At 72.7% G+C, this 26,400-nt stretch carries 26 protein-coding genes, 3 pseudogenes and 1 riboswitch; of the genes and pseudogenes, 11 read left to right on the top strand and 18 right to left on the bottom strand.

Features of this window, described 5'->3' with window-relative positions:
- Positions 1-138 precede the first annotated feature (138 nt).
- The 3 genes from AB0D28_RS22295 to AB0D28_RS22285 all read right to left on the bottom strand — a co-directional run bounded on the left by AB0D28_RS22295 (position 139) and on the right by AB0D28_RS22285 (position 2,541).
- Positions 139-1,518: a glycine--tRNA ligase gene (locus AB0D28_RS22295; RefSeq protein WP_194802327.1), complete on the bottom strand. Its 1,380-nt coding sequence runs from the start codon at positions 1,516-1,518 to the stop codon at positions 139-141.
- Positions 1,519-1,631: 113 nt separating this feature from the next.
- Positions 1,632-2,105, bottom strand: a complete 474-nt coding sequence (locus AB0D28_RS22290; RefSeq protein ID WP_357388531.1) for a hypothetical protein — start codon at positions 2,103-2,105, stop codon at positions 1,632-1,634.
- Between the two features lie 94 nt (positions 2,106-2,199).
- Positions 2,200-2,541, bottom strand: coding sequence for an antibiotic biosynthesis monooxygenase family protein (locus AB0D28_RS22285; protein WP_357388516.1), 342 nt, complete (start codon positions 2,539-2,541; stop codon positions 2,200-2,202).
- Between the two features lie 27 nt (positions 2,542-2,568).
- On the opposite strand from AB0D28_RS22285, the gene AB0D28_RS22280 reads away from it, so the two are divergent.
- The 6 genes from AB0D28_RS22280 (at position 2,569) to AB0D28_RS22255 (ending at position 6,501) form a co-directional block, all read left to right on the top strand.
- Positions 2,569-2,832 (top strand): DUF6703 family protein, encoded by a 264-nt coding sequence (locus tag AB0D28_RS22280; RefSeq protein ID WP_355512794.1) that lies wholly within the window; start codon positions 2,569-2,571, stop codon positions 2,830-2,832.
- An 82-nt stretch (positions 2,833-2,914) separates the two neighbouring features.
- Complete coding sequence (locus AB0D28_RS22275) at positions 2,915-3,859, top strand: metal ABC transporter substrate-binding protein (protein WP_357388514.1); 945 nt, start codon at positions 2,915-2,917, stop codon at positions 3,857-3,859.
- Positions 3,856-4,620, top strand: a complete 765-nt coding sequence (locus AB0D28_RS22270; protein WP_357388512.1) for a metal ABC transporter ATP-binding protein — start codon at positions 3,856-3,858, stop codon at positions 4,618-4,620. Before AB0D28_RS22275 ends, AB0D28_RS22270 begins: the two co-directional genes overlap by 4 nt.
- 1 nt (position 4,621) lies before the next feature.
- A complete protein-coding gene (locus AB0D28_RS22265; RefSeq protein ID WP_357388510.1) occupies positions 4,622-5,497 on the top strand; it encodes a metal ABC transporter permease in 876 nt (291 codons plus the stop codon).
- 43 nt (positions 5,498-5,540) lie between these two features.
- Positions 5,541-5,843 carry a metalloregulator ArsR/SmtB family transcription factor gene (locus tag AB0D28_RS22260; RefSeq protein ID WP_357388508.1) on the top strand — a complete coding sequence of 101 codons (303 nt, stop codon included), beginning with the start codon at positions 5,541-5,543 and terminating at the stop codon, positions 5,841-5,843.
- A 52-nt stretch (positions 5,844-5,895) separates the two neighbouring features.
- Positions 5,896-6,501 carry a hypothetical protein gene (locus AB0D28_RS22255; RefSeq protein WP_194802331.1) on the top strand — a complete coding sequence of 202 codons (606 nt, stop codon included), beginning with the start codon at positions 5,896-5,898 and terminating at the stop codon, positions 6,499-6,501.
- Between the two features lie 78 nt (positions 6,502-6,579).
- Here the strand turns inward: AB0D28_RS22255 and AB0D28_RS22250 are convergent, their stop codons facing one another.
- The 4 genes from AB0D28_RS22250 to AB0D28_RS22235 all read right to left on the bottom strand — a co-directional run bounded on the left by AB0D28_RS22250 (position 6,580) and on the right by AB0D28_RS22235 (position 10,837).
- Positions 6,580-8,553, bottom strand: coding sequence for an acyl-CoA dehydrogenase family protein (locus AB0D28_RS22250; protein WP_357388506.1), 1,974 nt, complete (start codon positions 8,551-8,553; stop codon positions 6,580-6,582).
- Positions 8,554-8,661: 108 nt separating this feature from the next.
- On the bottom strand, positions 8,662-9,165 hold the full coding sequence (locus AB0D28_RS22245) for a DUF6328 family protein (RefSeq protein ID WP_357388504.1): 504 nt from the start codon (positions 9,163-9,165) through the stop codon (positions 8,662-8,664).
- An 89-nt stretch (positions 9,166-9,254) separates the two neighbouring features.
- On the bottom strand, positions 9,255-10,004 hold the full coding sequence (locus AB0D28_RS22240) for an SIS domain-containing protein (RefSeq protein ID WP_357388502.1): 750 nt from the start codon (positions 10,002-10,004) through the stop codon (positions 9,255-9,257).
- Positions 10,001-10,837, bottom strand: coding sequence for an alpha/beta hydrolase (locus tag AB0D28_RS22235; RefSeq protein ID WP_357388500.1), 837 nt, complete (start codon positions 10,835-10,837; stop codon positions 10,001-10,003). Before AB0D28_RS22235 ends, AB0D28_RS22240 begins: the two co-directional genes overlap by 4 nt.
- Before the next feature lie 76 nt (positions 10,838-10,913).
- Positions 10,914-11,020: riboswitch (TPP riboswitch) on the top strand.
- 75 nt (positions 11,021-11,095) lie between these two features.
- Between AB0D28_RS22235 and AB0D28_RS22230 the strand changes: the two genes are divergently transcribed.
- The 4 genes from AB0D28_RS22230 (at position 11,096) to gndA (ending at position 16,358) form a co-directional block, all read left to right on the top strand.
- Entirely contained in the window at positions 11,096-11,686 is a 591-nt protein-coding gene (locus AB0D28_RS22230; RefSeq protein ID WP_357388498.1) for an ECF transporter S component, read from the top strand.
- Positions 11,687-11,802: 116 nt separating this feature from the next.
- Entirely contained in the window at positions 11,803-13,236 is a 1,434-nt protein-coding gene (locus AB0D28_RS22225; protein WP_357388496.1) for an ABC transporter ATP-binding protein, read from the top strand.
- Positions 13,233-14,033, top strand: coding sequence for an energy-coupling factor transporter transmembrane component T (locus tag AB0D28_RS22220; protein WP_357388494.1), 801 nt, complete (start codon positions 13,233-13,235; stop codon positions 14,031-14,033). Before AB0D28_RS22225 ends, AB0D28_RS22220 begins: the two co-directional genes overlap by 4 nt.
- Positions 14,034-14,915: 882 nt before the next feature.
- Positions 14,916-16,358, top strand: coding sequence for an NADP-dependent phosphogluconate dehydrogenase (gene gndA / locus AB0D28_RS22215; protein ID WP_357388492.1), 1,443 nt, complete (start codon positions 14,916-14,918; stop codon positions 16,356-16,358).
- A gap of 109 nt (positions 16,359-16,467) precedes the next feature.
- On the opposite strand, the gene AB0D28_RS22210 is transcribed toward gndA, so the two are convergent.
- The 3 genes from AB0D28_RS22210 to recO all read right to left on the bottom strand — a co-directional run bounded on the left by AB0D28_RS22210 (position 16,468) and on the right by recO (position 18,406).
- Positions 16,468-16,653, bottom strand: coding sequence for a hypothetical protein (locus tag AB0D28_RS22210; protein WP_073831832.1), 186 nt, complete (start codon positions 16,651-16,653; stop codon positions 16,468-16,470).
- Between the two features lie 68 nt (positions 16,654-16,721).
- Positions 16,722-17,498, bottom strand: a complete 777-nt coding sequence (locus tag AB0D28_RS22205; protein ID WP_357388529.1) for an isoprenyl transferase — start codon at positions 17,496-17,498, stop codon at positions 16,722-16,724.
- Positions 17,499-17,530: 32 nt separating this feature from the next.
- Positions 17,531-18,406, bottom strand: coding sequence for a DNA repair protein RecO (gene recO, locus AB0D28_RS22200; RefSeq protein ID WP_357388490.1), 876 nt, complete (start codon positions 18,404-18,406; stop codon positions 17,531-17,533).
- A 102-nt stretch (positions 18,407-18,508) separates the two neighbouring features.
- On the opposite strand from recO, the gene AB0D28_RS22195 reads away from it, so the two are divergent.
- Positions 18,509-19,306, top strand: a complete 798-nt coding sequence (locus AB0D28_RS22195) for a DUF4097 family beta strand repeat-containing protein (protein ID WP_357388488.1) — start codon at positions 18,509-18,511, stop codon at positions 19,304-19,306.
- Positions 19,307-19,698: 392 nt separating this feature from the next.
- Here the strand turns inward: AB0D28_RS22195 and AB0D28_RS22190 are convergent, their stop codons facing one another.
- From AB0D28_RS22190 to AB0D28_RS22155, 8 genes and pseudogenes are all read right to left on the bottom strand, one after another.
- Positions 19,699-20,874, bottom strand: a complete 1,176-nt coding sequence (locus tag AB0D28_RS22190) for an acyltransferase (protein WP_357388486.1) — start codon at positions 20,872-20,874, stop codon at positions 19,699-19,701.
- Between the two features lie 150 nt (positions 20,875-21,024).
- The gene (gene era / locus AB0D28_RS22185; RefSeq protein ID WP_357388484.1) at positions 21,025-21,921 is read right to left on the bottom strand and encodes a GTPase Era; all 897 of its coding nucleotides are present in this window, start codon (positions 21,919-21,921) and stop codon (positions 21,025-21,027) included.
- Entirely contained in the window at positions 21,918-22,304 is a 387-nt protein-coding gene (locus tag AB0D28_RS22180) for a cytidine deaminase (RefSeq protein WP_354873826.1), read from the bottom strand. Before AB0D28_RS22180 ends, era begins: the two co-directional genes overlap by 4 nt.
- Complete coding sequence (locus AB0D28_RS22175) at positions 22,297-23,706, bottom strand: hemolysin family protein (RefSeq protein WP_357388527.1); 1,410 nt, start codon at positions 23,704-23,706, stop codon at positions 22,297-22,299. Before AB0D28_RS22175 ends, AB0D28_RS22180 begins: the two co-directional genes overlap by 8 nt.
- Positions 23,682-24,155, bottom strand: coding sequence for an rRNA maturation RNase YbeY (ybeY, locus tag AB0D28_RS22170; RefSeq protein ID WP_357388482.1), 474 nt, complete (start codon positions 24,153-24,155; stop codon positions 23,682-23,684). The genes AB0D28_RS22175 and ybeY overlap by 25 nt, the downstream gene beginning before the upstream one ends.
- 17 nt (positions 24,156-24,172) lie before the next feature.
- Positions 24,173-24,535: pseudogene (locus AB0D28_RS22165) on the bottom strand (PhoH family protein); the annotation flags it as partial.
- A gap of 261 nt (positions 24,536-24,796) precedes the next feature.
- A pseudogene (locus AB0D28_RS22160) lies at positions 24,797-25,279 on the bottom strand (LAGLIDADG family homing endonuclease); the annotation flags it as partial.
- A gap of 324 nt (positions 25,280-25,603) precedes the next feature.
- Positions 25,604-26,299 (bottom strand): annotated as a pseudogene (locus AB0D28_RS22155) (PhoH family protein); the annotation flags it as partial.
- Between the last annotated feature and the right edge of the window lie 101 nt (positions 26,300-26,400).

The following is a 26,400-nucleotide window of genomic DNA, read 5'->3' as shown; positions in this document are numbered from 1 at the left end:
TCCGCGACGACATCCACGAAGCCTTCCTCAGCCTCGCCTGCGCCCTCATCTGCTGGCGCCAACTCCAACGTTAGGAGTTCTAAGAAGGGGCCCCTTCTCTACGCGAGGCGTTAAGAAGGGGCCCTTCCTTACACGCGGTCAGCAGCCGGGGAGGCGCTCGATCAGGTAGCGCTCGACCTGGTCCAGCGACACCCGCTCCTGGGCCATGGTGTCGCGGTTGCGGACGGTCACCGCGTTGTCGTCGAGCGTGTCGAAGTCGACGGTGACGCAGAACGGCGTGCCGATCTCGTCCTGCCGGCGGTAGCGGCGGCCGATCGCCTGCGAGTCGTCGAACTCGACCACCCAGCGCTTGCGCAGGTCGGTGGCGAGCTGCTTGGCCTTCGGCGACAGCGCCTCGTTGCGCGACAGCGGCAGCACGGCGACCTTGACCGGGGCCAGCCGCGGATCGAAGCGCATGACGGTGCGCTTGTCCACGCCGCCCTTGGTGTTCGGCGCCTCGTCCTCGTCGTACGCCTCCAGCAGGAACGCCAGCACCGCGCGGGTGAGGCCGGCGGCCGGCTCGATCACGTACGGCATCCAGCGCTCGCCCTTGCCCTGGTCGAAGTACGACAGGTCGACGCCGGAGTGCTTGCTGTGCGTGGACAGGTCGAAGTCGGTGCGGTTGGCGATGCCCTCCAGCTCGGCGAACTCGCTGCCGCCGAACCGGAACCGGTACTCGATGTCGACGGTGCGCTTCGAGTAGTGGGAGAGCTTCTCCTTGGGGTGCTCGTAGAAGCGCAGGTTCTCCTCGGACAGGCCGAGGTCGAGGTACCAGTTCCAGCGCTCCTGAAGCCAGTACTCGTGCCACTGCTCGTCGGTGCCCGGCTCGACGAAGAACTCCATTTCCATCTGCTCGAACTCGCGGGTCCGGAAGATGAAGTTGCCGGGGGTGATCTCGTTGCGGAACGACTTGCCGGTCTGCGCGATGCCGAACGGCGGCTTCTTGCGGGCGACCGTCTCGACGTTCTTGTAGTTGACGAAGATGCCCTGGGCGGTCTCCGGGCGCAGGTAGTGCATGCCCTCGTCGCTCTCCACCGGGCCCAGGTAGGTCTTCATCAGGCCGTTGAACATCTTCGGCTCGGTGAAGGTGCCCTTGTTGCCGCAGTTGGGGCAGTTCAGCTCCGTCAGCGAGGTCAGCGGCTTGCCGTGCTTGGCCTCGTACGCCTCTTCCAGGTGGTCGGCCCGGAACCGCTTGTGGCAGGACTGGCACTCGGTGAGCGGGTCGACGAACTCGGCGATGTGGCCGCTGGCCTCCCAGACCTTGCGGGCCAGGATGACCGCCGAGTCGAGGCCGACGACGTCGTCGCGTTGCTGCACCATGGTCCGCCACCACTGCCGGCGGACGTTCTCCTTCAGCTCGACGCCGAGCGGACCGTAGTCCCACGCCGACCGGGTGCCCCCGTAGATCTCGCTTGAGGGAAAGACGAAGCCCCGGCGCTTGGCGAGGCTGGTGACGGCGTCGATACGGTCGGCTGGCATGTTTCCTCCTACGCCGGCTGGCGGTCGGCGCGGTTGAGATGGATGGAACCGGGCTGTTCGGGACAACGGTACGACCGTGTCCGTCCCGAGCCCAGCAGAATACCGGGGGCCGGTCAGCTCACCCCGCAGACCTCCACGCCGCCCGACTGCTGGTCCGGCGCGAGTGTCACGGTCTGCGCCTCCCGCCGGCCGCCGGCGAGCGTGACGTCCACCGGCACGGTGAGCGTGGCGAGGTCGACCTCGCCCACCCGGTAGCCGGAGATCTGCGGCTCGGCGGCGACCCGCCGCTCGAACTCGCGCCGGGGCTCCTGCCTCCGGATGTCCTCGCAGAGCGTGTCGTACGCCTTCGACCACTCCCGGGCCACGAGCGCCTGGTAGTAGTCGTTCGTGACCGCCCGGCCCTGCTCGCCGATCGCCTGGGCGTTGCTCACCGCCAGGCCGACCACCGCCGCGCCGCCTCCACCGCAGCAGATCAGCACCGCCAGCGCGCCCGCGCCGAGGCCGAGCCAGAGCCGGGTCCGCCCGCCCTCTGTGGGCGGGGCGGCGAACGGCGGCGCGACGCCGGGCCCCTGCGGCGGCGCGGGCACCCCGGGGTCCGCCGGCGGCGCGGGCGGAACTGCTGGCGGGGGTGGCGCGGCCGGTCCGGGAGCGGTCATACGCGCCAGGGTAGTGCCCCGGCACTCAGCGGTACGGACCTGCGGCACGATCGCTGGCGACGACGACGATCTCCCCCTCGGGAGCAGCGCTGGCGAGCGTCTCGTACGCCGACGGCTCGTCCACCGATCGGGCGAGCAACGGCACGGCGGTGACCTTGACGTCGAAGCCGCCCAGCGCCCGCCGGTACGCCCCGACCGACTCCCACTCGGTGACCAGGAGCCAGTGGTCCGGGTCGTCGAGGGCGCGCAGCAGTTCGCCGCGCAGGTAGCCGGGGCGGGCGGCGAGCGCGGCCAGCGCGGCGTGCGCCTCCCGGGTGAACTCGTCCACCGTTTCGGCTTCCACCACGAACCGGTTGGTGACCAGCACGGCGTTCCTCCTCGTAGAGTTTGTGGCATGCAGCGTACGCAGAGTCCCGTGCTGTCCCGGTTGGCACGGCTCAACCCGACGGCGGTGTTCCTGGCCGTGCTGGCCCTGGTGCTTGTCGGCCTCTTCGCGCCCGGCCCGGCGGGCGGCGTCCTGCTGCTCGTGCTGGCCGGCGGGCTGGTCTGGCTGATGTCCGTCACCTGGCCGGTGCAGGCCCCGGCGACCCGGCTGCTCCGGCTGGTGATGCTCACCTTGTTGATCGCGGTGGCGCTGGCGAAGCTCATGGTCGGCTGACCGGAGAAGCCGAGCTGACCTGCGCTGACATGCAATCATGCGTTTTTGACAATAGTTTTCGTTGTCGCGGACAGTTGAGCCCATGACCGTTCGCGCACCTCGCCGTACCCTGATCGCCGCCGCCACCGCCCTGCTCGCCACCGCCGGCCTGACCGCCTGCGCGGACGGCACGGGCGGCGCGAGCGAGCCGGGCCGGGTGGGCGTGGTGGCCGCGTTCTACCCGCTCCAGTTCCTGGCCGAGCGGATCGGCGGCGACACGGTCGCGGTCAGCAACCTGACCAAGCCCGGCGCCGAGCCGCACGACCTGGAACTCAACCCGCGGCAGGTCGGCCAGATCGTCGACGCCGACGTGGTCGTCTACCTCGGCGGCTTCCAGCCGGCGGTGGACGAGGCGGTGGAGCAGAACGGGGGTGACCGCGCGTTCGACGTGGCGGGCGTCACGCCGCTGCGGGACGCCGCCGGCGGGCACGACCACGACCACGACGGCGAGGCCGGGCACTCCGACGAGGGCGGCGGCAAGGACCCGCACGTCTGGCTCGACCCGACCCGGCTCGCCACCATCGGCGACAGGCTCGCCGAGCGCCTCGGCAAGGCCGACCCGGACCACGCCGCCGACTACACCGCCCGCGCCGGCGCGCTGCGCACCGAGCTGACGAAGCTGGACACCGAGTACGCCGACGGCCTGCGCACCTGCCAGCGCCGGGAGGTGGTGACCAGCCACGCCGCGTTCGGTTACCTGACCGAGCGCTACGGGCTGGAGCAGATCGGCATCAGCGGGCTCACTCCGGAGACCGAGCCGTCCCCGCAGCGGCTCACCGAGGTCGCGAAGGAGGCCCGGGAGCACCAGGCCGGGACGATCTTCTTCGAGAGCCGGGTCAGCCCGAAGGTCGCCGAGACCATCGCGCGCGAGGTCGGGGCGAAGACCGCGATGCTGGACCCGCTGGAGGGCCCGCCCGCCGAGGGCGACTACCTCTCCGCGATGCGCGCCAACCTGCAGACCCTGCGAACCGCTCTGGACTGCTCATGACCCCACCCGTGATCGAGATCGCGCACGCCACGGTCGGCTACGACGGCCGCCCGGTGCTGCGTGACGTCTCGTTGACAGTGACCTCCGGAGAGGTGGTCGCCGTGCTCGGCGCCAACGGCTCCGGCAAGTCGACGCTCGTGCGCGCCGCGCTCGGCCTGGTGCCGGTCGGTGCCGGGTCGGTCACCCTCTTCGGCACGCCGCAGCGCCGCTTCCGGCAGTGGCACCGCATCGGGTACGTGCCGCAGCGGCTCGGCGCGGGCAGCGGAGTACCAGCGACGGTGCGCGAGGTGGTGGCGTCCGGGCGGCTGGCCCGCCGGGGCGTACTGCGGCCCGCCGGGCGCGCGGACCGGGAGGCGGTGACGGCGGCGCTGGACGCGGTCGGGCTCGCCGACCGGGCCGGTGACCCGGTGTCCACGCTCTCCGGCGGCCAGCAGCAGCGCACCCTGATCGCCCGCGCCCTGGCCGGCGGGCCGGAGCTGCTGGTGCTCGACGAGCCGACCGCCGGGGTGGACGCGGCCAGCCAGGAGGCGTTCGCCGAGGCGCTGCGCGGGTTCCGCGACGGCGGCGGCACGGTGCTGCTCGTCGCCCACGAGCTGGGCCCGTTGCGCCCGCTGATCAGCCGGGCCGTGGTGGTGCACCAGGGCGGGATCGCCCACGACGGCGCGGTGCCGGAGCCGGCCGGCCACCACGCCGACCCGGACCACGAGCACGTGCACCCGCACTGCGACGAGGAGCCCGCCCGGCTCTGGACAGGCATCTGAGATGGATCTCTTCCAGTACGACTTCATGCTCCGCGCCCTGGTCGGCGCGCTGATCATCGGGCTGGCCGCCCCGGCGCTCGGCATCTACCTGGTGCAGCGCCGGCTGGCGTTGATCGGCGACGGGCTCGGGCACGTGGCGCTCACCGGCGTCGGCGCGGGACTGCTGCTCAACCGCTCCCCCGTGCTGGTGGCGGTGATCGCGGCGACGCTCGGCGCGATCGTGATCGAGCTGGTCCGCGCGTACGGGCGCACCTCCGGCGACCTCGCGCTGGCGTTGCTGTTCTACGGCGGCATCGCCGGTGGCGTGATGCTGGTCGGGCTCTCCGACGCCAGCAGCGGGTCGCTCAACGCGTACCTGTTCGGGTCGCTGACCACCACCTCGCCGGGCGACCTGGTCACCATCGGCGTGCTCGGCGCGGTGCTGCTGGTGACCATGCTGGTGCTGCGCCCGGCGCTGTTCGCGGTCTGCCACGACGAGGAGTACGCGCGTGTGTCCGGCCTGCCGGTGCGGACGCTGAACCTGGTCATCGCCGTCGGCACCGCGGTCACCGTGACCATCGCCATGCGGGCGGTCGGGGTGCTGCTGATCAGCGCGCTCATGGTCGTGCCGGTGGCCACCGCGCAGCAGGTGACCCGGGGCTTCCGGTCCACCATGACGGCGGCCATGGCGCTGGGCGTGTTCGCCGCCGGCACCGGCGTCTGGGTGGCGGCGACCGCCAACACGGCGCCCGGCGCCTCGGTGGTGATCGTGGCGATCGGCTCGTTCCTGCTGGTGGCGATCGCCGCGGCCGGTCTGCGGGCGGTGCGGCGGCGGGTGCGGGCCGACCGGTCCACGCCGCCGCCCGAGCCGGCCGAGCACGAGGTGCTGCTGGGATGAGGCCCTGCCCGCCGGCGCAGCTGGGATTGGTTACCGTTACAGGGTGACCGGCACGAACGGGTACGACGCCTTCGAGGGTGCGGGTGACCTGCTGCGCGCGCTCTCCGCCCCGATCCGGCTCGCGATCGTCAGCGAGCTGGCCGAGGGGGAGCGCTGCGTGCACGAGCTGGTCGAGAAGCTCGGCGCCCCCCAGCCGCTGGTCTCCCAGCACCTGCGGGTGCTGCGCGGCGCGGGGGTGGTGCGCGGGTCGCGGCGCGGCCGGGAGATCGCGTACGCGCTCGTCGACGACCACGTGGCCCACATCGTCAGGGACGCGGTCAGTCACGCCGGCGAAGGGTCGCACTGAGCGGGAAATCGGCCAGGTGCCGACGCGCCCGTGTCGTGGGACGCTGTCCGGCGTGAAGATCTACGCCGACCGTTTTCCCACCGCCGTCCGCCAGTTCCTCACCGACCTGCTCGTTGTCGTCTGGGTGTACGCGGCGATCCGCTTCGCGCTGTGGCTGCACGACGTGGTCGAGAAGCTCGCCGTACCCGGGCAGAAGCTGGAGGGGGCCGGCGGTGGACTCGCCGACAACCTGGCCGATGCCGGCGGCAAGGTCGGCCGGGTGCCGATCGTCGGTGACGAGCTGACCGCGCCGTTCACCCGGGCCGCCGACGCCGCCCGCGCGGTCGCCGAGGCGGGCCGCGACCAGCAGGAGCTGGTCGGGCAGCTCGCGCTCGGGCTGACCGTCGCGGTGCTGGTGTTCCCGCTCGGCCTGGTGCTGTTCGGCTGGCTGCCGCTGCGCCTGCGCTGGATGCGCCGGGCCGGCGCGGCCAAGGCCCTGGCCGGCGTGCCGGCCGGCCGGGACCTGCTGGCGCTGCGCGCGCTGGCCGGTCAGCCGCTGTCGAAGCTGACCCGGATCGCGCCCGACGTCGCCGAGGCGTGGCGGCGCGGCGACGACGCGACAGTCGACGCGCTCGCCGCGCTGGAGCTGCGCGAACTGGGGCTGCGCGGCGGCCGGTGAGGTGTGCCGCGCGGTCCGCGCACCCGGTCGGCCGCACCCAGGCGGCCGACCGGGCGGCACGGCCGCCGGGCGGTCCGGTCAGCCGATGGGCGGGATGCGGCGGCGGACGTCCGGCCCGGTGGACGGGCCGGGTTCCCAGCGGGCCACCCAGGGCAGGTCGGCCGGCGGGGTGACCACGCCCTCCTCCAGCGAGGCGTACCGGCCGGCGACGATCCGCTTGGCTGCGGCCACGTCGACCGAGTCGGTGTTCGACCACAGGCCGGTGAACAGCTCGTCGATGCGCAGCCGCGCCTGCCGGCAGAACAGGTCGGCCAGCTCGACGTTCTCCGGGTGCGCGTCGCGCTCGGCGTAGGCCCGGACGCAGACCGCGCTCATCGCGAACAGCTCCGCGCCGATGTCCACCACCCGGCCGAGGAACGCCTGCTTGCGCTCCATCTTCCCCTGCCAGCGGGACATCGCGTAGAACGTCGACCGGGCCAGCTTGCGGGAGGTCCGCTCGACGTGGCGCAGGTGCCCGGCCAGCGGCCCGAACTCCTGGTACGCCCCGGGCGTCTGCCCCTTGCCGACGGCCAGCGTGGGCAGCCACTTCGCGTAGAAGGCGCCGGCCCGCGCGCCCGCCTTGGCCTTGCGGCCCAGCCCGGCGTCGGGATCGATGATGTCGCCCGCAACCGACAGGTGCGCGTCGACCGCCTCGCGGGCGATCAGCAGGTGCATGATCTCGGTGGAGCCCTCGAAGATCCGGTTGATCCGCAGGTCGCGCAGGAGCTGCTCGACGGCGGCCGGCCGTTCCCCACGGGCGGCCAGCGAGTCGGCCGTCTCGTAGCCGCGGCCACCGCGGATCTGGATCAGCTCGTCGGCGATCCGCCAGGCCATCTCGCTGGCGTAGAGCTTGACCAGCGCCGCCTCGATCCGGATGTCGTTGCGGTCGTCGTCGGCGAGCATGCAGGACAGGTCGAGCATCGACTCCATGCCGTACGTGGTGGCGGCGATGAAGGACAGCTTCTTCGCCACCGCCTCGTGCTCGCCCACCGGGCGGCCCCACTGGACCCGGTCCGCCGCCCACTCCCGGGCCACGTTCAGCGCCCACTTGCCGGCGCCGACGCACATGGCCGGCAGCGAGAGCCGGCCGGTGTTCAACGTGGTCAGTGCGATCTTCAGGCCCTTGCCCTCACCGCCGATCACATTCTCCTTCGGCACGAAGACGTCGTGGAACCGGGTGAGGCTGTTCTCCAGGCCACGCAGCCCGACGAAGGAGTTGCGCCGCTCGACTGTGATGCCGTCGCTGTCGCCCTCCACCACGAACGCGGTGATGCCGCCGCGCCGCCCCTCGCCGGCCGGCACCCGGGCCATCACCACGAGCAGGGTGGCGAGTGTGCCGTTCGTGGCCCAGAGCTTCACCCCGTTGAGCCGGTAGCCGGTGCCGTCGGCGGTGGGCTCGGCGGTGGTGGCGAGCCGGGCCGGGTCGGAGCCGACGTCCGGCTCGGTGAGCAGGAACGCGGAGACCTCACCGGCGGCGAGCCGGGGCAGGAACCGTTCCTTCTGCTCGGGCGTGCCGAACATCTTCAGCGGCTGCGGCACGCCGATCGACTGGTGTGCGGAGAGAAGCGCGCTGACCGCCGGGTTCACCGAACCGACGAGCATCAGCGCCCGGCAGTAGTGCAGGTTGCTCAGCCCGAGCCCGCCGTGCTTGCGGTCGATCTTCATGCCGAACGCGCCGAGCCCGGCCAGGCCGTGGAACACCTCGTCGGGGATGCGGGCGTCCCGCTCGATCGCCTCGCCGTCCACCTCGGACGTCAGGTACGCGCGCAGCGCGCCGAGGAACTCGTCCGCGCGGGCCACCTCGGCCGGGTCGGGGCGGGGCCACGGGTCGATCAGGTCGAGCCGGAACCGGCCGAGGAACAGCTCCTTGCCGAAGCTGGGCCGGTCCCAGGCCGATTCGCGGGCCGCCTCGGCGACCTGGCGGGCCTCCTTCTCGGAGACCCGGCCCGCCTCGGTGGGCAGCGGCCCCGCGCCGTCGGGTGACTCGGGCCGGCTGTTGTGTGTCGTGGTCACGGCTGCCTCCTCGTCGGTCCGGCTGCGTCGACGCGTTCGACGAAAACGACGCTACCCCCGGGTGTTACCCAGGGGTAGCGCCGCGTGCACGTCCGATTTGGCGGACGGTCAGCCGCCGGTGAGCGTCTGCGGGTCGTCGTCCTCGTCGTCGATGTCGTCCTCACCCCAGTTGCGGCGGCTGAACGGAAGGATCGCCCAGAAGATCAGGAACCACAGGCCGGTAAGCGCGCTGAGCAGGAACGCGATCGGCCGGTCGAGTACGAAGTCGGAGACCAGCAGGACCGAGCTGACCATCGCGATGAGCATGAAGAACAGGCCGCCGGTGGCCATCCGGTGGGCGAAGCGGACCAGTTCCGGCTTGCGTCCCTGGCGGAACAGCGCCCGGTGGAACGCCACCGGAGAGATGATCATGGCGGCGGACGCGGCGGCGGTCAGCAGCGCCAGGATGTAGATGTCGCGCTGGAACTCGGTGGTCCGGTCGAACCCGGCACTGAACGGCAGCGTCAGCAGGAAGGCGAACAGGATCTGCACGCCGGTCTGCGCGACCCGCAGCTCCTGCAACAGGTCGGCGAAGTTGCGCTGCCAGCGTTGCTTCTCGGATTCCTTCGACACTCGCGGACCTCCCCGGGAGACGGCACGGCCGGCGGGAAACGCCCACCGGCGCACCGCCTGTGCCCCGTACGGATGATCACGAAACCGGCTCAGGAACCCCTGCGGATCCGGCCTGCGTACCGGGCTTCGAGTTCGGCGTTGTGCTCGTCGCCGCCGGTGATGTTCGCGGACAGGTAGACCGGCGGGCGCTGCCCCGCCGCGACCAGCCGGGCCACCACCTCGGCGACGATCTGCTGGGCGAGCAGCGCGGCGGTGATCGAGGAGACCGCGCCGACCGCGCCGCCACCGGGCAGCGGCAGCGTGGCGTCGCCGTACGGGGCGCCGTTGTCCAGCACCACGTCGGCGAAGTCGGCCAGCTTGCGGCCGGACGGGTGCCGCGAGGTCATCCGGGCCGAGTGCCGCGCCGAGGTGATCGCCACCAGGCCGTGCCCGCGTTCCTTCACGATGGACGCGAACTCGACCATCGCCCCGTTCACGCCCGAGTTCGAGGCGAGCACGAACACGTCCTGCGGCCGGATCGGCGCCAGCTCGTAGAGGCGGTGCGCCACCGCCGGGTCGCGTTCCAGCTTCGGGCCGAGCACGTCGGCCGGGTCGCCGCCGACAAGCACCAGGTCACGCAACGCGATCCGGTTGGTGGGCACCAGCCCGCCGGCCCGCCCGGCGATCTCCATGGCCAGCGCCTCGGAGTGCCCGGTGCCGAACGCGTGCACCACCCCGTCGGCGCTCACCGCCGCCGCGATCAGGTCGGCCGCGGCGGCCACGTTGCGTCGCTGCTCGGCGGCGACCCGGCCGATGGTCTCGGTCACCACCGCCAGGTACGCCTCGGCGCTCACCGTCATGCTTCCTCCGTTTCCGCACACCGGGCGAGGATCGCCTCGGCAAGCGGGCCGGGCGCCTCGTCCGGGATCCAGTGGCTGACCCCGGACAGCGTCACGAACCGGTAGTCGCCGGTGACGTGCGCGGCGCAGGCCTGCGCCGCCGTCCGGCCGATCGCCACGTCCTTGTCGCTCCAGACGAACGTGGTGGGCACCCCGACCGGGGCGACCGCCTTCATGTCCGCCCCGGTCATCGCGCGATACCAGTTCAGCGCCGCCGTCAACGCCTCCGGCTCGCGCATCGGCTCGGCGTACCGGGCCACCGCGCCGGCGTCGCCCACCCCGCTGAGCAGCCTGCGCAGCGCGGTGGCGTTCAGGGCCAGGAGCACCTTCTCCGCCGTACCCGGCTTGCGGAACAACGTGATGTAGGCGGACTTGACCTTCTGCCGCGGGTCGGTGGCGAGCGCGTGCCCCATCGCGGCCGGGTGCGGCACCGACACCGCGGTCAGCGTCCGCACCCGCTCCGGGTGCGCCGCCGCCAGGCCCCACGCGACGATCGCGCCCCAGTCGTGGCCGACCAGGTGCGCGCGGCTCACCCCTAGTGCGTCGAGGACCGCCGCCGCGTCGGCCACCAGCTCCGGAATCCGGTACGCCCCGACGTCCGCCGGCCGAGCGCCGGGCGAGTAGCCGCGCTGGTCGAGCGCGTACGTGCGCAGCCCGGCGGCGTGCAGCGCGGGCGTGACCGCGTCCCACTCGCCGGAGTGCTGCGGGAAGCCGTGCAGCAACAGGACCGGGTCACCGTCCCCGGGGCCGCCGGCGCGTACCTCGAACGTCAGTCCCCGCGCATCCACCAGCATGATCGCCACCCTACCGACACTCGCCCTGCTGGGCCGGGGCCCATTGTCGGTGCTAGCGTCTGCGACGAGACAACTTCACATCCGACAGGGGAGCGCACAGCGCTGAGAGTGCGGGCCGGTGCCCGCAGACCCTCGAACCTGATCTGGGTAATGCCAGCGCAGGGAGTTCGGTCGACCTCCAGCCGCGTCGCCGTCCGGTGACCACCGGGCGCGGCGTGCGTCTTCTCCTGGTTCACCTCGACGAACTGGGAGCCAACCGTGAACCACACCGACAGCAACCGCTGGCGTACCGTCGACATCGTCGTCGCCTCGGTCATCGCCGTCGCCTTCGGCGTCGTGTTCTGGGCCTGGGGCCTGCTCTGGAGCGCCACCGACGCGGCGTTCGCGTTCTTCCCGCCGGCCCAGGCCGTGCTCTACGGCGTGTGGCTGATCCCGGCGGTGCTCGCCGGCCTGATCATCCGCAAGCCGGGCGCCGCCCTGTACTGCGAGACGGTGGCCGCGATCGTCTCCGCCCTGCTGGGCAGCCAGTGGGCGGGGATCGTGATCCTCCAGGGCCTGATGCAGGGCATCGGTGCCGAGCTGGCCTTCGCGGCGTTCCGGTACCGCTCGTTCAAGCTGCCGGTGGCGGTGCTGGCCGGTGCGATGACCGGCCTCGGTGCGGCCATCTTCGACTTCGTCTACTGGAACAAGGCGCTCGACTTCGCCTCCTACCGCCTCCCGTACGCGCTGATCACGATCGTCAGCGCCACGATCGTCGCCGGCTTCGGCGCGCACATCCTCACCCGCGCCCTGGCCAACACCGGCGTCCTGGACCGCTTCCCCGCCGGCCGCGACCGAGCCCTGGTCTGACGGCTCGCACCACCCCACCCACCCCGGTGATCAAGGAGTTCGCGTCCGCCGGGCACGGTTTTCCGGACGCGAACTCCTTGATCACGCAGGCTGGGGCGGGAGAGGGGTGGTGGGGGGTGAGCGGGGTGGTGCTGCGGGGGTTCGGGTGGCGGCACGGGGGACGTCGGCGCTGGGCTCTCCGTGGGGTGGATCTGCGGGTGGAGAGCGGCGAGCGGGTGCTGCTGCTCGGGCCCTCCGGGGCCGGTAAGAGCACCCTGCTGGCCGCGCTGGCCGGGCTGCTGCCGGAGGACTCCGGCGAGCAGGAGGGCACCGTCGAGATCGACGGGCTCGATCCGCGTAAGGCCCGCGAGCGCGTCGGCATCCTGTTCCAGGACCCGCAGACCCAGCTCGTGATGGCCCGCTCCGGCGACGACGTCGCGTTCGGGCTGGAGAACCGCGGCGTACCGGCCGACGAGATCTGGGCCCGCGTCGACGAGGCGCTGCACCGGGCCGGCTTCCCGTACCCCCGGGACCGCCCGACCGCCGCGCTCAGCGGCGGCGAGCAGCAGCGGCTGGCGCTGGCCGGCACGCTCGCGCTGCGCCCCGGCCTGCTGCTGCTCGACGAGCCCACCGCCAACCTCGACCCGGCCGGCGCCGCCCTGATCCGCCGGGCCGTCGCGGACGCGCTCGACCCGGACACCACGATGATCCTGGTCGAGCACCGGGTCACCGAGGCGTTGCCGCTCGTCGACCGGGTCGTGGTGCTCGAACCCGGCGGCGGGGTGCGCGCCGACGGGCCACCCGACGTGGTCTTCGCCGCGCACGGCGACACGCTGGCCGCCGCCGGGGTCTGGGTACCCGGCCACGTCGCGCCACCCCGGCACGCGGCCGCGCCGCCCGGCGACGTGTTGCTCACCGCGGAGCGGCTCGGCCTGCCGCCCCGGCTGAACCCCACCGACCTCCGGGTACGCGCCGGCGAGGCGCTCGCCGTCCTCGGCCCCAACGGTGCGGGCAAGTCGACGCTGGCGCTGCTCCTGGGCGGCCTGCTGAGACCCGGAACGGGCGCGGTCACCGCGTCGGCGGAACTGGCCGGGCGGGACGCGCGCACTCCCCCGCACCGCTGGCGGGCGCCCGCGCTGGTACGCCGGATCGGGTCGGTGTTCCAGGACCCGGAGCACCAGTTCGTCACCGCCACCGTCCGCGACGAGCTGGCGCTCGGCCCGCGCCGCACCGGGCAGCCCGAGACGGCGGTGACCGCCACCGTGGACGAGTTGCTGCACCGGCTGCGGCTGGACCGGCTGGCCGGCGCCAACCCGTACACCCTCTCCGGTGGTGAGGCGCGGCGGCTGAGCGTGGCGACGGCCCTGGCCACCGCGCCCCGCCTGCTGATCTGCGACGAGCCGACGTTCGGCCAGGACCGGCGCACCTGGCTGGAGCTGGTCGACCTGCTGGCCGGGCTGCGCGACGCCGGGCACGGTGTGGTCGCGGTGACCCACGACGCGGACTTCGTGGCCGCGCTGGCCGACCGCACGCTCACAGTGGACCGCTCCTCCGCCGGGGTGGTCCCGTGATCGACCTCGAACCGGTCGCCGCGCCCGGTGCGGCGCTGGCCCGGCGCAACCCGGTGGCCAAGCTGGCCGCCGCGCTGGTCTTCACAGTCATCCTGGTGGCGACGCTCGACCCGGTCGCCCCGGCCGTCGCCATCGCCGTCGAACTCGCGGTGCTGCCGCTGTTCGGCGTCCGCTACCGGGTGCTCGCCCGGCGGGCCTGGCCGCTGCTCGCCGGTGCCGTCGGCATCCTGGTCACGCTGGTGCTCTTCGCCGCCGACCGCTCCGGCCGGGTGCTCGTCGAGGCCGGCCCGGTCCTGGTCACCGAGGGCGTGCTCGTCACGGCGCTGGGCCTGGTGCTGCGGATGCTCGCCGTGGCGCTGCCCGGCGTCGTCGTGTTCGCCACCACCGACCCCACCGACCTGGCCGACGCGCTGATCCAGAACGCGAAGGCGCCCGCCCGGTTCGCCATCGGGGCGCTGGCCGCCTTCCGGATGGTGCCGCTGCTGGAGCAGGAGTGGCGGATGATCAGCATGGCCCGGCGGGCCCGCGGCGTGGACGCCGGCCGCAACCCGCTGGCCAAGCTGCGGCTGTTCGCGTCCACCGCGTTCACGCTGCTGGTCGGCGCGATCCGGCGGGGTACGCGGCTCGCCGTGGCGATGGACGCCCGTGGCTTCGACGCGGGTACCCCGCGCACTGTGGCACGCCCGCAGCGCTTCACCGCCGCCGACGCGCTGTTGGTCGCAGGCGCCGCCGCCCTGGCTGCCGCCGCCCTGGCCACAAGCATCGCCCTGGGCACCTTCCGCCCCTTGATCGGCTGACCCCTCCCCTATCCGCGCCGTTGACCATGAAGTTGACGGCACCGGTTGCCGGTCTTTTCGCCGCCAACCTCATGATCAACCGGGGCCGGGCGAGATCTTGGTACGGAATGGCCCCTACGAGGGTCGGGGACGCTCGGGCAGGCCCTGGACGGGCCTGCCCGGTGGACGGCTGACCGGGAACGGGACTGTCGATCAGCTGCGGCGGAAGGCGTAGAACCGGGTCTGGCCGGCGCGCTGGCTGCGCCCGGTGAACCGGGCCTGCCGCCCTGCCGGTGGACCCGACCTGGGCGGCGTCGCGGATGCGCCTGGCAGGACCGGGGTCTCCAGAGACTCCGAGGGCGACACCGCCGGCACAGCCGGGACTGGCGACACCGCATCCGGAGACACGGTCGGTGCCGCCAGCTCGGTCGGGAGTACCACCGCGGGCGGCGACGCGGTGAGCGCGTCGAGCTTCGGCGGGGTCACCTGCGGCGCGGACGGCTTACGGGACTTCTTCGGGTTGCGCTTCGCGGGCATTCGCGGGCCTCCTGTCGTACGGACGCGCCGACCGGGACGCGCCGAGCGGGGGCTCCGGTGCGTTCCGATCACGACGGACACCGCGACCGACGGTGGCGGGGAAGGAATGCGGACGCCCGGAGCAGGACGGGTCCACGGGCACTGACGGCGGTGGACCGGGCTCGGAGGTGGGACGTCACTTACGCATGCGGCAACGCTATCCCGTCGCCCGGACGTCCCGCACCCGAATTACCGGAAAGCGAGGCGTGAACGCGCCGCAGACGCACGGCCACCCACCGGTCACGCCCTGTCGACGTCCCCGCCCACTCTCCCGACGACCGCGATACGGTCGCAGCACAGCAGTGCAGACGAGAGGTGGCGGTACGCATGGCAGAGCAGGCGACGGCGCAGATCGGGGTCACCGGTCTGGCGGTGATGGGCCGCAACCTGGCCCGGAACCTGGCCCGCAACGGCTTCGCCGTGGCGGTGCACAACCGGTCGCCGGAGCGCACCCGCAGCCTGGTCGCCGAGCACGGCGACGAGGGCACGTTCGTGCCGTCGGAGTCGCTCGCGGACTTCGTCGCCTCGCTGGAGCGGCCCCGCGCGGTGATCGTGATGGTCAAGGCCGGCGCACCCACCGACGCGGTGATCGACGAGCTGGTGCCGCTGCTGGAGGAGGGGGACATCGTCGTCGACTGCGGCAACGCGCACTTCGCCGACACCCGCCGCAGGGAGGAGGCGCTACGCGAGCACGGCCTGCACTTCGTCGGCACCGGCGTGTCCGGCGGCGAGGAGGGCGCGCTGCTCGGGCCGAGCATCATGCCCGGCGGTTCGGCCGAGTCGTACCGCAAGCTCGGGCCGATCTTCGAGCGGATCGCCGCGCAGGTGGACGGCGAGCCCTGCTGCCGGCACATCGGGCCGGACGGCGCGGGCCACTTCGTGAAGATGGTGCACAACGGCATCGAGTACGCCGACATGCAGCTCATCGCCGAGGCGTACGACCTGCTGCGGGCCGGGCTGTCGGCGAGCCCGGCGGAGATCGCGGAGATCTTCCGGGAGTGGAACGGCGGCGAGCTGGGGTCGTTCCTCATCGAGATCACCGCCGACGTGCTCGGCCACACCGACGCGGCCACCGGCCAGGCGTTCGTGGACGTGGTGCTCGACCAGGCCGAGCAGAAGGGCACCGGCCGCTGGACCGTGCAGAGCGCGCTCGACCTCGGCATCCCGATCACCGGCATCGCCGAGGCCACGTTCGCCAGGTCGCTGTCCGGCCACGCCGACCAGCGCGAGGCCGCCCGCCGGGTGTTCGCCGACGCGGGTGACAAGTGGCAGGTGGACGACCGGGAGACCTTCGTCGAGGACGTGCGCCGCGCGCTGCTGGCCAGCAAGATCGTCGCGTACGCGCAGGGCTTCGACCACATCCGGGCCGGCAGCCGGGAGTACGACTGGGACATCGACCTGGGCGGCACCGCCACCATCTGGCGGGGCGGCTGCATCATCCGGGCCGGTTTCCTGGACCGGATCCGGGAGGCGTACGACGCGGAGCCGGACCTGTCGACGCTGCTCGTCGCGCCGTGGTTCGCCGAGCGGGTCAGCGACGGCGTACCGGCCTGGCGACGGGTGGTGGCCGACGCGGCCCGGGCGGGCGTGCCGGCCCCGGCCTTCGGGTCGTCGCTGGCCTACTTCGACGCGCTGCGGGCGCAGCGGCTGCCGGCCGCGCTGATCCAGGGCCTGCGGGACAACTTCGGCGCGCACACCTACCACCGGGTGGACCGGGACGGCTCGTTCCACACCCGCTGGGCGGGCGACCGCTCCGAAGTGCGGGCGTGAGCCGGGCAGGCAGCCTCGCGGCGCGCCTGCGCCGACCGTAGAGCGGAAACGCCCCGCGCCCGGCGGGAAGGCCGGATGCGGGGCGTTTCGGTCGGGCCGGGCGTCGCGGTCAGAAGAACCGGCGACGCTTGGCCTTCTGCGGCCGGACCAGGTCGGCGCCCTTGGTCAGCAGACGGCTCACCCCGGACGGGCCGCGACGGGCCTCCAGGGTGTGGCTGAGCCGGCGCGCGCCGGCCGCCGCCAGCGGCACGGCGACCGCCATGACCGCCCACTGCGCGATCCGCTTCTGAATCATGTGGTTCACCTCCGCGTTTGCTGTCTGGAGGTATCGGTACCCAGCTCGGCGCGTCGGTAAGCGTGACGTCAGACGCCCGGGGCGACCGGGTTGGGCAGTGCGCCGCCGAAGCGGCGGTCGCGCTGGGCGTACAGCTCGCAGGCGTACCAGAGGTGGCGGCGGTCGAAGTCGGGCCAGAGCGTGTCCAGGTAGACCAGTTCGGCGTACGCGGTCTGCCAGAGCAGGAAGTTGGAGATGCGCTGCTCGCCGGAGGGGCGAAGGAACAGGTCGACCTCGGGCACCTCGGGGTGGTAGAGGTAACGCGCGATCGTCTTCTCGTTCACCTTGGCCGGGTCGAGCTTGCCGGCCGCCACGTCGCGCGCGATCCCGGCGGCGGCGTCGGCGATCTCGGCCTGGCCGCCGTAGTTGACGCAGAACTGCAGCGTCAGCGTCGAGTTGCCGCGGGACATCTCCTCGGCGGTCTGCAACTCGGAGATGACGCTCTTCCACAGCCGGCCCGCGCGACCCGACCAGACCACCCGTACGCCCAGGTCGACCAGCTGGTCGCGGCGGCGGCGGATGACGTCGCGGTTGAAGCCCATCAGGAAGCGGACCTCGTCCGGCGAGCGCCGCCAGTTCTCGGTGGAGAACGCGTACGCCGACAGGTAGGGGATCCCCATCTCGATCGCGCCCTCGACGGCGTCGAACAGGCTGTGCTCGCCCTGCTCGTGCCCCTTCGTGCGGGGCAGCCCGCGCTCCTTGGCCCAGCGGCCGTTGCCGTCCATCACGATGGCGACGTGCCGAGGCACCGCGGCGGGCGGCAGCGCCGGCGGGCGCGCGCCGGAGGGGTGCGGGGTCGGCGGCACCGGCTCGCGGCGGGTCGCCCTCGTCGATCGGATCACTCGGTCATCTCCCTGTTCACTCCGGCGACGGGCCCGGCGCCGGAGCGCGGCGACGGGACCACATCCGGACCCGCGCCGCCGGGCGGCGGGACCGCGCCGGACGCCGGGGCGCCCCGGTCGACCAGCGGCAGCGAGCGTAGCGCGCGCTCCAGATGCCACTGGAGGTGCGCCGCGACCAGCCCGCTGCACTCCCGGCGTACGCCGGTCTCGGCGGCGTCGGCGTACCCCCAGTCGCCGGAGGTCAGCGCGGACATCAGCGCCAGCGTGGCGGGCGCGGGGTGGGCCGCGCCGGGGGGCCGGCAGTCCGGGCAGACCGCGCCGCCGGCCGGTACGGAGAACGCGCGGTGCCGGCCCGGCTCGCCGCAGACCGCGCAGGCGGCGAGCGCCGGCGCCCAGCCGGCGAACGCCATGCCGCGCAGCAGGTACGCGTCGAGCACGAGCGTGGTGGCGTGCTCGCCGCGGGCCAGCGACTTCATCGCGCCGAGGGTGAGCTGGAACAGCCGCAGCGAGGGCTCCCGCTCGACCGGGGTGAGCCGCTCGGCGGTCTCGGCTATCGCGCTGGCCGCCGTGTAGCGGGGGTAGTCGCCGAGGAAGCGCTTGCCGTACAGCTCGATCGCCTCGACCTGGCTGACGGTGTGCAGCGAGCTGCCCTGGTTGCCCTTGGGGTCACCGGCGAGCTGGAGGTCGACGTGCCCGAACGGCTCCAGCCGCGCGCCGAAGCGGCTCGTGGTGCGCCGCACGCCCCGGGCCACCGCGCGCAACCGGCCGTGCCGGCGGGTGAACAGGGTGATGATCCGGTCGGACTCGCCCAGCTTCTGCACACGCAGCACCACCGCGTCGTCGCGGTAGAGCTGTCGGCGGTACCCGGCCATCAGGCCATTCTCCCTCCGGGTGCGATCTCAGGGTCGGCTCGGGGTGGACCGTCGGGCGATCCCCGATGTGCCGGGCGTCCGGCCGGTCCTAGTGTGCTGGCCATGGCTTCGCTCCGCACCGCACCCCGGCTGCGTGGCGTGGTGGCCGCCACCGCGGCCACCACGCTCATCGTGCTCGCCGGGTGTGACACGCTCTCGTTCCGCCGGCTCGACTACGACCACACCGAGCGGACGAAGATCACGAAGATCACCGTGGACGACGACGGTGCCGGCGACGTGGTGGTCCGGGCCAACGGCCCCGCCGACCAGGTACGCGTCAAGCGCGTGGTCCGCTACCAGGGCGACGAGCCGACCAGCCGGTACGAGATCAAGGGCGACGAACTCGTCCTGCCCACCGACTGCGGGCACCGGTGCAGCATCTCCTGGGAGGTGACAGCGCCGCCCGGCGTGGTGGTACGCGGCGGCACCGGCTCCGGCAACGTCGACCTCACCGACGTCGGCGCGGTCGACTTCACGCTCAGCTCCGGCGACCTGACCGTCAGGGGCGCCACCGGCGAGGTCCGGGCGTCCACCACGTCGGGCAACATGCGGGTCGTCGAGGCGGCCGGCCCGGTGCGGCTGCGGGCCCGCTCCGGCGACATCGAGGCCCGCCGGCTCGCCTCCGCCGCCGACGTGGAGACCACCTCCGGCAACATCGTCGTCGAACTGGACCAGCCGGCTCCGGCCCGGCTGCACGCCACCAGCGGAGACGTCGACCTGGCCGTGCCGGCCGGCCGCTACCGGGTACGCGCCACCGCCACCTCCGGCGACACCGACGTGCGCGTCACCGACGACCCGACCGCGTCGATCCAGCTCGAAGCGTCCGCCACCAGCGGCAACGTCACGGTCAGCACGCGCTGAGCCGACGGCGTCCGGCCGGGTGACTGCATCCACGCACCCCCGACACCCCCACTCCCCAAACTGGCTTCGCGTGACGGCCCCGGCCGGAACCCCACGTTCCCGGAAGTTGACCAAGGAGTTGGTGTCCCCTCAGGCAGGCCAAGACGACCCAAACCCCTTGATCACCGGGGCGCCCGAGGCGGGACGAAACCAGTACGGGGAAGTGGCTAGGTCCACGCACCCCGGACACCCCCATTCCCCCGAACTGGTGCCGCGACCCCGCCCTCACCTCGGCGATCATGAGGTTGGCGGCGACAAATCGGGCACGAACTGCCGCCAATCTCATGATCAACGGGGACAGGCGGCCGGGCGGTCACGGACGTCGTGAGGACCGGGGCCGTACCCGGTGGTGCTCAGCCGGGCCCGTCCCGCCGGGACGCCGGGGCGCTGTCCCGGCCGGGGCGCACGGGGGCCTCGGCCGGGCGGCGCGGTGCCGGGACCCGGGCCCCGGCGCTCCCCAGCGCGTCCTCCGCACCGGCGGGGGCCGGGCTGGCCGGAGCGGCCGCCGCCCGGTCGGCCACCGTCCGCCGCGCCTTGCCGGGAAGCAGTTCGGGGGTACGCCGGGCCGCCACGTCCTCGACCCAGCCGACCATCAGCGTCACCACGCCGACGAGGGCGAAGACCAGCCCCACCCGCAGCCACAGGCCCACCGGGTCGCGCGGCGACCAGCCGACCAGGCCGACCAGCGGGGTGAGCGCCACCACGAACGGCATGTGCCACAGGTAGATCGTCAGCGCGCGCCGGTTCACCACCGTCACCGCCCGGCCGAACGCCGGCACCCGGTCGACCCAGCTCACCCCGACCGGCGCCCGGCCGATCGCCACCAGGATGAACGCGGCCGACCAGAGCGCGTTACCAAGCGGGATGTCGTTGATGTCGTATCCGCGCGGGCCCTGGTGGGTGAGGATCCAGGCCAGCCCGGCGGCGCCGACCACAGCGGCCACCGGCAGCAGCACCCGGTTGCGCATCCGGCGCAGCAGCCCGTCGTGGTGGGCGAAGCCCAGCAGCCAGGCGCCGAAGTAGAGGCCGAACTCGCGCAGCACCGTGTGCGGGTTCGCCAGGACGCCGGCCTCGATCGCGATCAGCAGCAGGTACGGCGCGGCGAGCGTGGGCAGCGGTGCCCGGCGGAACAGCCAGAGCACCAGCGGTGAGGCGAGCACGAACCACAGGTAGTCGCGCAGGTACCAGATCGGGCTGAGCGCCAGCCCACCCCAGTAGTTGGCCGGCGGGTCACTGATCGGGAAGAGCCAGAGGAACACCTTCGGGCTGAACGTCAGCCCGGTGAGCAGCATGGCCGGTACGAAGACCGCGGCGACCACCCACAGCGACGGCAGGAGGCGGCGCAGCCGGCGGCCGACCGCGCGCACCCCGCTGCGGTCGAGTGACGCCGCCATCAGCGACCCGGCCAGGGCGAACATCACCGACATGGCCGGGAACACCAGCGTGAGCGTGGCGTAGCCGGTGACGTGGTAGGTGACGACGCGCAGGATGGCCAGGAAGCGGAGCAGGTCCAGGTAGCGGTTTCGCATCAGCTCGCGGCGGGGTCCGGGGGCAGAGACAATGCTCCCTACCCTGCTCCGGGACCCTGTGAAACAGCCAAGAACACCTATGGAAAGTGAGATGTCCCATAGGTCTGGCTGATCCTGATCACCTACCGCCAAGCCGTGGCCGGCCGCCGGTCAGAAGCCGAGCTTGCGCAACTGCTTCGGGTCGCGCTGCCAGTCCTTCGCCACGCGTACGTGCAGGTCGAGGTAGACCCGGGTGCCGAGCAACTCCTCGATCTGCCGCCGGGCGGTGGTGCCCACATGCTTGAGCCGGCCGCCCCGGTGCCCGATCACGATGGCCTTCTGGCTCGACCGCTCCACGTACACGTCGGCGTAGATCTTGGTGAGGTTGCCCTCCGGGATCATCTCCTCGACCACCACGGCGATGGAGTGCGGCAGCTCGTCGCGGACGCCCTCCAGCGCCGCCTCGCGGACCAGCTCCGCCACCAGCACCTGCTCCGGGTCGTCGGTGAGCATGTCGTCCGGGTAGAGCTGCGGTGACGACGGCAGATAACCGGTCATCACGTCGACGAGCGTGTCGACCTGGTGGCCGGAGACCGCGCTGACCGGCACCACGTCGGCGAACTCACCCAGCTCGCTCACCGCGAGCAACTGCTCGGCCAGCCGCTTCTTGTCGACCAGGTCGGTCTTGGTGACCACCGCCAGCACCGTGGCCTTGAGGCTGGCCAGCTCGCCGGTGATGAATCGGTCGCCCCGGCCGACCGGCTCGTTCGCCGGGACGCACAGGCCGATCACGTCGACCTCGCTCCAGGTCTCCCGTACCAGGTCGTTGAGGCGTTCGCCGAGCAGCGTCCGGGGCCGGTGCAGGCCCGGGGTGTCGACCAGCACGAGCTGCGAGTCCGGCCGGTGCAGCACCGCCCGGATGATGTGCCGGGTGGTCTGCGGCTTGTTCGAGGTGATCGCGATCTTGGTGCCGACGATCGCGTTGGTGAGCGTCGACTTGCCAGCGTTCGGCCGCCCGACGAAACAGGCGAAACCGGCCCGGTAGGGACGTGCCTCGGGCGTGGTCACTCGACCACCGTGCCGAGGACGGTGCCGTCCGGCGCGGCCACGTGGATCGGCGCGTCGGCGGACAGGTCCCGCACGGCGGCGTGCCCCGCCCCGTCCAGCGTCGACGCCTCGGTCACCACCACGGCGGCCTCCAGCCGGCTCGCGCCCGCCGCCACCGCCGAGGCCACCGCGAGCTGGAGCGCGGTCAGCGTCAGCGACGGCAGCGCCACGCTCGCCGCCGCGTACGTCCGGCCGTCCTGGTCGCGGACCGCGGCGCCCTCCACGGCCGCCACCCGGCTCCGCGCGCCCCGGGCCAGGACGACCAGCTTGGCGTCCTCGGCGCTCAGCTCGGCCGGATCGGCGGGGGTGGGCAGGGCAGCCGGTACGGCGGGTGTCTCAGGCATCGGCGGGTTGCCTCTCCTCGGAACGGTTGTTGTCGCCACGGGAATCGGGCGGCTCACTTCGGTTGGTGCCCTCCGGGGCGTCGCCCCGGTCGACCCGGCTCACCAGGACCGTGTCTATCCGGTTGCGCCGGCCGGTCGTGCCCTCGGCCACCAGCCGCAGGCCGGCCACCTCGGCCTCGGCGCCCGGGATGGGCACCCGGCCCAGCGCCTGGGCGAGCAGGCCACCGACCGTCTCCACCTCGTCGGTGGGCAGGTCGGTGTCGAACAGCTCGCCCAGATTCTCCACCGGCAGCCGCGCGGTCACCCGCACGGCCCCGTCCGGCAGGTGCTCGACCGGCGGGCGTTCGACATCGTACTCGTCGGTGATCTCCCCGACGATCTCCTCCAGGATGTCCTCGATGGTGACCAGCCCGCCGGTGCCGCCGTACTCGTCGACCACGATGACCAGGTGGTTACGGGCCGCCTGCATCTCCGAGAGCAGGTCGTCCACCGGCTTGGACTCCGGCACGAACGTGGCCGGGCGCATCAGCTCGGCCACCGGCATCTGCCGGGCGGCCTGGTCGCCCTGCACCCGCCGGATCAGGTCCTTGAGGTAGAGCACACCGAGCACGTCGTCGACGTTCTCGCCGATCACCGGGATGCGGGAGAACCCGGAGCGCAGGAACAACGCCAGCGCCTGCGCGAGCGTCTTGCGTTCCTCGATCCACACCATCTCGGTACGCGGCACCATCACCTCGCGGGCGATGGTGTCGCCGAGCGCGAAGACCGAGTGGATCATCTGGCGCTCGCCGTGCTCCACCACCCCGCGCTGCTCGGCCAGGTCGACCAGCTCACGCAGCTCCACCTGGGTCGCGAACGGCCCCTCGCGGAAACCCTTGCCGGGAGTGACCGCGTTGCCGATCAGGATCAGCAGCGACGCCAGCGGGTTGAGCGCGCGGCCCAGCCACCGCACCAGCGGCGCGACCGCCCGGCCGACCGCGTAGGCGTGCTGGCGGCCGAGCGTACGAGGGCCGACCCCGACCGCCACGAAGCTCACCACCGTCATCGCGCCCGCCGTCACCAGCGCCGCCCGCCAGCCCGCGCCGAACGTGTCGACGGCCACCAGCGCGACGAGCGTGGTGGCGGTCAGCTCGGCCAGCAGCCGCAGCAGGAGCAGCAGGTTCAGGTGGCGGACCACGTCACCGGCGACCACCTGGAGGGCGCGAGCGCCGCGCGCGCCGTCCCTGGTCAGTTCGGCGGCGCGGGCCGGCGAGACCGCTGCCAGCGCCGCCTCGGTCATCGCGATCAGGCCGGCGAGCACCACCAGCCCGGCGGCGAAGAACAGCAGCTGGAGATCGGGCAGACCGGCGGGGGCCCGGACCGCCGCCAAGGCGTCCATCACCGCGACCGGGTCGACCGCCAGCTGGCCAGCAGCCGGGCCTGGAGACCGAACATCTCCCGCTCCTCCTCGGGCTCGGCGTGGTCGTAACCGAGCAGGTGCAGCACGCCGTGCACGGTGAGCAGGTGCAGCTCGTCGGCCGCCGAGTGCCCGGCCGCGGCGGCCTGCTTGGCCGCCACCCCCGGGCAGAGCACGATGTCGCCGAGCAGGGCCGGCTCACCGCCGGCCGGGGTGCTCTCACCCGGGCCGTGGTCGACGCTGCCCTCGTCCATGGGGAAGGCGAGCACGTCGGTCGGGCCGTCGCCGCCCATCCAGCGGTGGTTCAGCTCCGACATGTATTCGATGTCGACGAGCAGCACGGACAGCTCGGCGAGGGGGTTGACCCCCATCTCGTCGAGGGCGTGCCGCGCGACGGCGAGCACGGCGTCGGTGTCGACGTCGACACCCGACTCGTTGGCGATCTCGATGGACAACTGTCTTCCTCTGGTGGTTAGCGGCGCCGGCCCGGCCGGCTGCCCTGGGCCGTCCGGCCCGGCACGGCGTGCACGCTCTGCGCCTGCTGGTTCTCCCGCTCGGCGTCCCAGCGGGCGTACGCGTCGACGATGTCGCCCACCAGCTTGTGGCGCACCACGTCGGAGCTGGAGAGCTGGGCGAAGTGCACGTCCTCGACGTTGTTCAGGATCTCCCGGACCACCCGCAGGCCGCTGGTCGTCCCGCCGGGAAGGTCCACCTGGGTGACGTCGCCGGTGACGACGATCTTGGAGCCGAAGCCGAGCCGGGTGAGGAACATCTTCATCTGCTCGGGCGTGGTGTTCTGCGCCTCGTCCAGGATGATGAACGCGTCGTTGAGCGTGTTGTGAGTCACCAGGAAGTCGTCGGTGACGTAGAGCGAGTCCTCCGCCGCGACCTGGATGCACATCGTCTCCCGCACCCCTGCCGGGATGATCGAGTCGATGAACCGCATCGGCCGGCCACCGTGCTCGTCGTAGAGCCGGCGCTTGCGCGACAGGCGGAACGGCGCGATACCGGCGGGCAGCCGGATCTCCACGACATAGGCGTCGGACCGGTACGGAACCGGCCGGCCTTTCGCCAGACCGGGCTTGCGTCCCTCGGCGGGACGAACCCGTGCCGTGGCCACCCCTCCGAGCGACTCGACCAGGTGGACCACGTCGTCGCACAACCGGGGAGACGTGGTCGAGTACTGCACACGGCACGTGCGTCCGGCCTGGGTGACCGGCCCGCCGTCGGTGTCCAGCAGCCCTTGCAGGACCGCCAGCCGGACGCCGACGCTGTTGTTCTTGTAGACCTCGGGGACGAACTTCGTGCCCGAGGTGGCCCCGGCCAGCCCCAGTTCGCGGACGGCCACCGTCACCGGGTTCGCCACGATCACGCCGCCGCGGTGCCCGTTGACGTGCCGGAGGACGTAGTCGTAGTCACCCTTGCGAACCAGTTGGATGTCGACGAGCGCATCCTCCAGCGCGGTCGCCAGCTCCGGGTCGGCAGTGCGGAAGGCCGGCGTGGCGCGGGACGAGATCGTGCCGTCGCCGAGCAGCAGCCCGAGCGCGTACGGGTCGAGCGGAACCGCCCGCGGCTCCATCTGCACCGGCGCGACGAGCGGGAGTTCGTAGCGACGGGTGTGGCCTCGCCACTCCTTGCCGATCATCTCCTGCGTCTCGATCGTGCGCCGCCGGCCGCGACGTTTGTCGTCCGGCGTGGCTACGGTCCACAGGTGCTCGCCGCAGCAGAGCGTGGACGCGCCGTCCTGGGTGGTGACCCGGTAGACCTGCTTCTGGCCTTGGGGGTAGATGCCGATCACCGGCGTGGGCGTCCCGTTCGAGCCGATGACCAGGTCACCGACCTGGAGCGAGCCGAACGGCCGGAAGCCCTCCGGGGTCAGCACCCGGGCGTCGTAGGGCTGGGCCCGCCCGCGCATGTATGCCAGCGGCGCCACCTCGATCGTGCCGGCGGCCATCAGCTTCGGGATGGTCTCCGGGTCGAGCATGTCGTGCAGCGCGTCGTAGAGCGGGCGCAGGTAGGGGTCGATCTTCTCGTTCAGGGTCCCGGGCAGGAAGCCCAGCCGCTCCCCCGCCTCGACCGCCGGCCGGGTCAGGATGATCCGGTTGACCTGCTTGGCCTGGAGCGCCTGCACGGCCTTCGCCATGGCCAGGTACGTCTTGCCGGTACCCGCCGGGCCGATGCCGAAGACGATGGTGTGTGCGTCGATCGCGTCGACGTACTTCTTCTGGCCCAGCGTCTTGGGACGGATGGTGCGGCCGCGCCGGGAGAGGATGTTGAGCGTCAGCACTTCGGCGGGCCGCTCGGTGCCGCCCTGCTCGAGCATGCCGACGGTACGCCGTACCGCGTCTGTGGTCAGGGTCTCGCCTTTCTCGATCAGTTCGAGCAGCTCACTGAAGAGGCGCTCGGCGAGGGCGTTGTCGGCCGGGGCGCCGGTGATGGTGATCTCGTTGCCGCGGACGTGGACGTCGCTGTCGATCGAGCGCTCGACGAGCCGCAGGATCTCGTCGCCCGCGCCGAGCAGGTTCACCATGATCTTCTGGTCTCCGACCGTGATCCTGGTCTGCACACGCGGCGTGCCGGGAGGTGGGGTGCCGGTCATAGGTCGGGCCGTCGGGCCCTGCGCCACCTGCTCTCCGCTACTCGGCGCCGGGCCCTGCTGGCACGGCGTACGGTTACCTCCATCGTATCGGGTCGGCACCG

Source organism: Micromonospora sp. NPDC048169 (genome assembly GCF_040652815.1).
Lineage (GTDB): Bacteria > Actinomycetota > Actinomycetes > Mycobacteriales > Micromonosporaceae > Micromonospora.
This window is presented reverse-complemented; position numbering and strand designations above follow the sequence as displayed.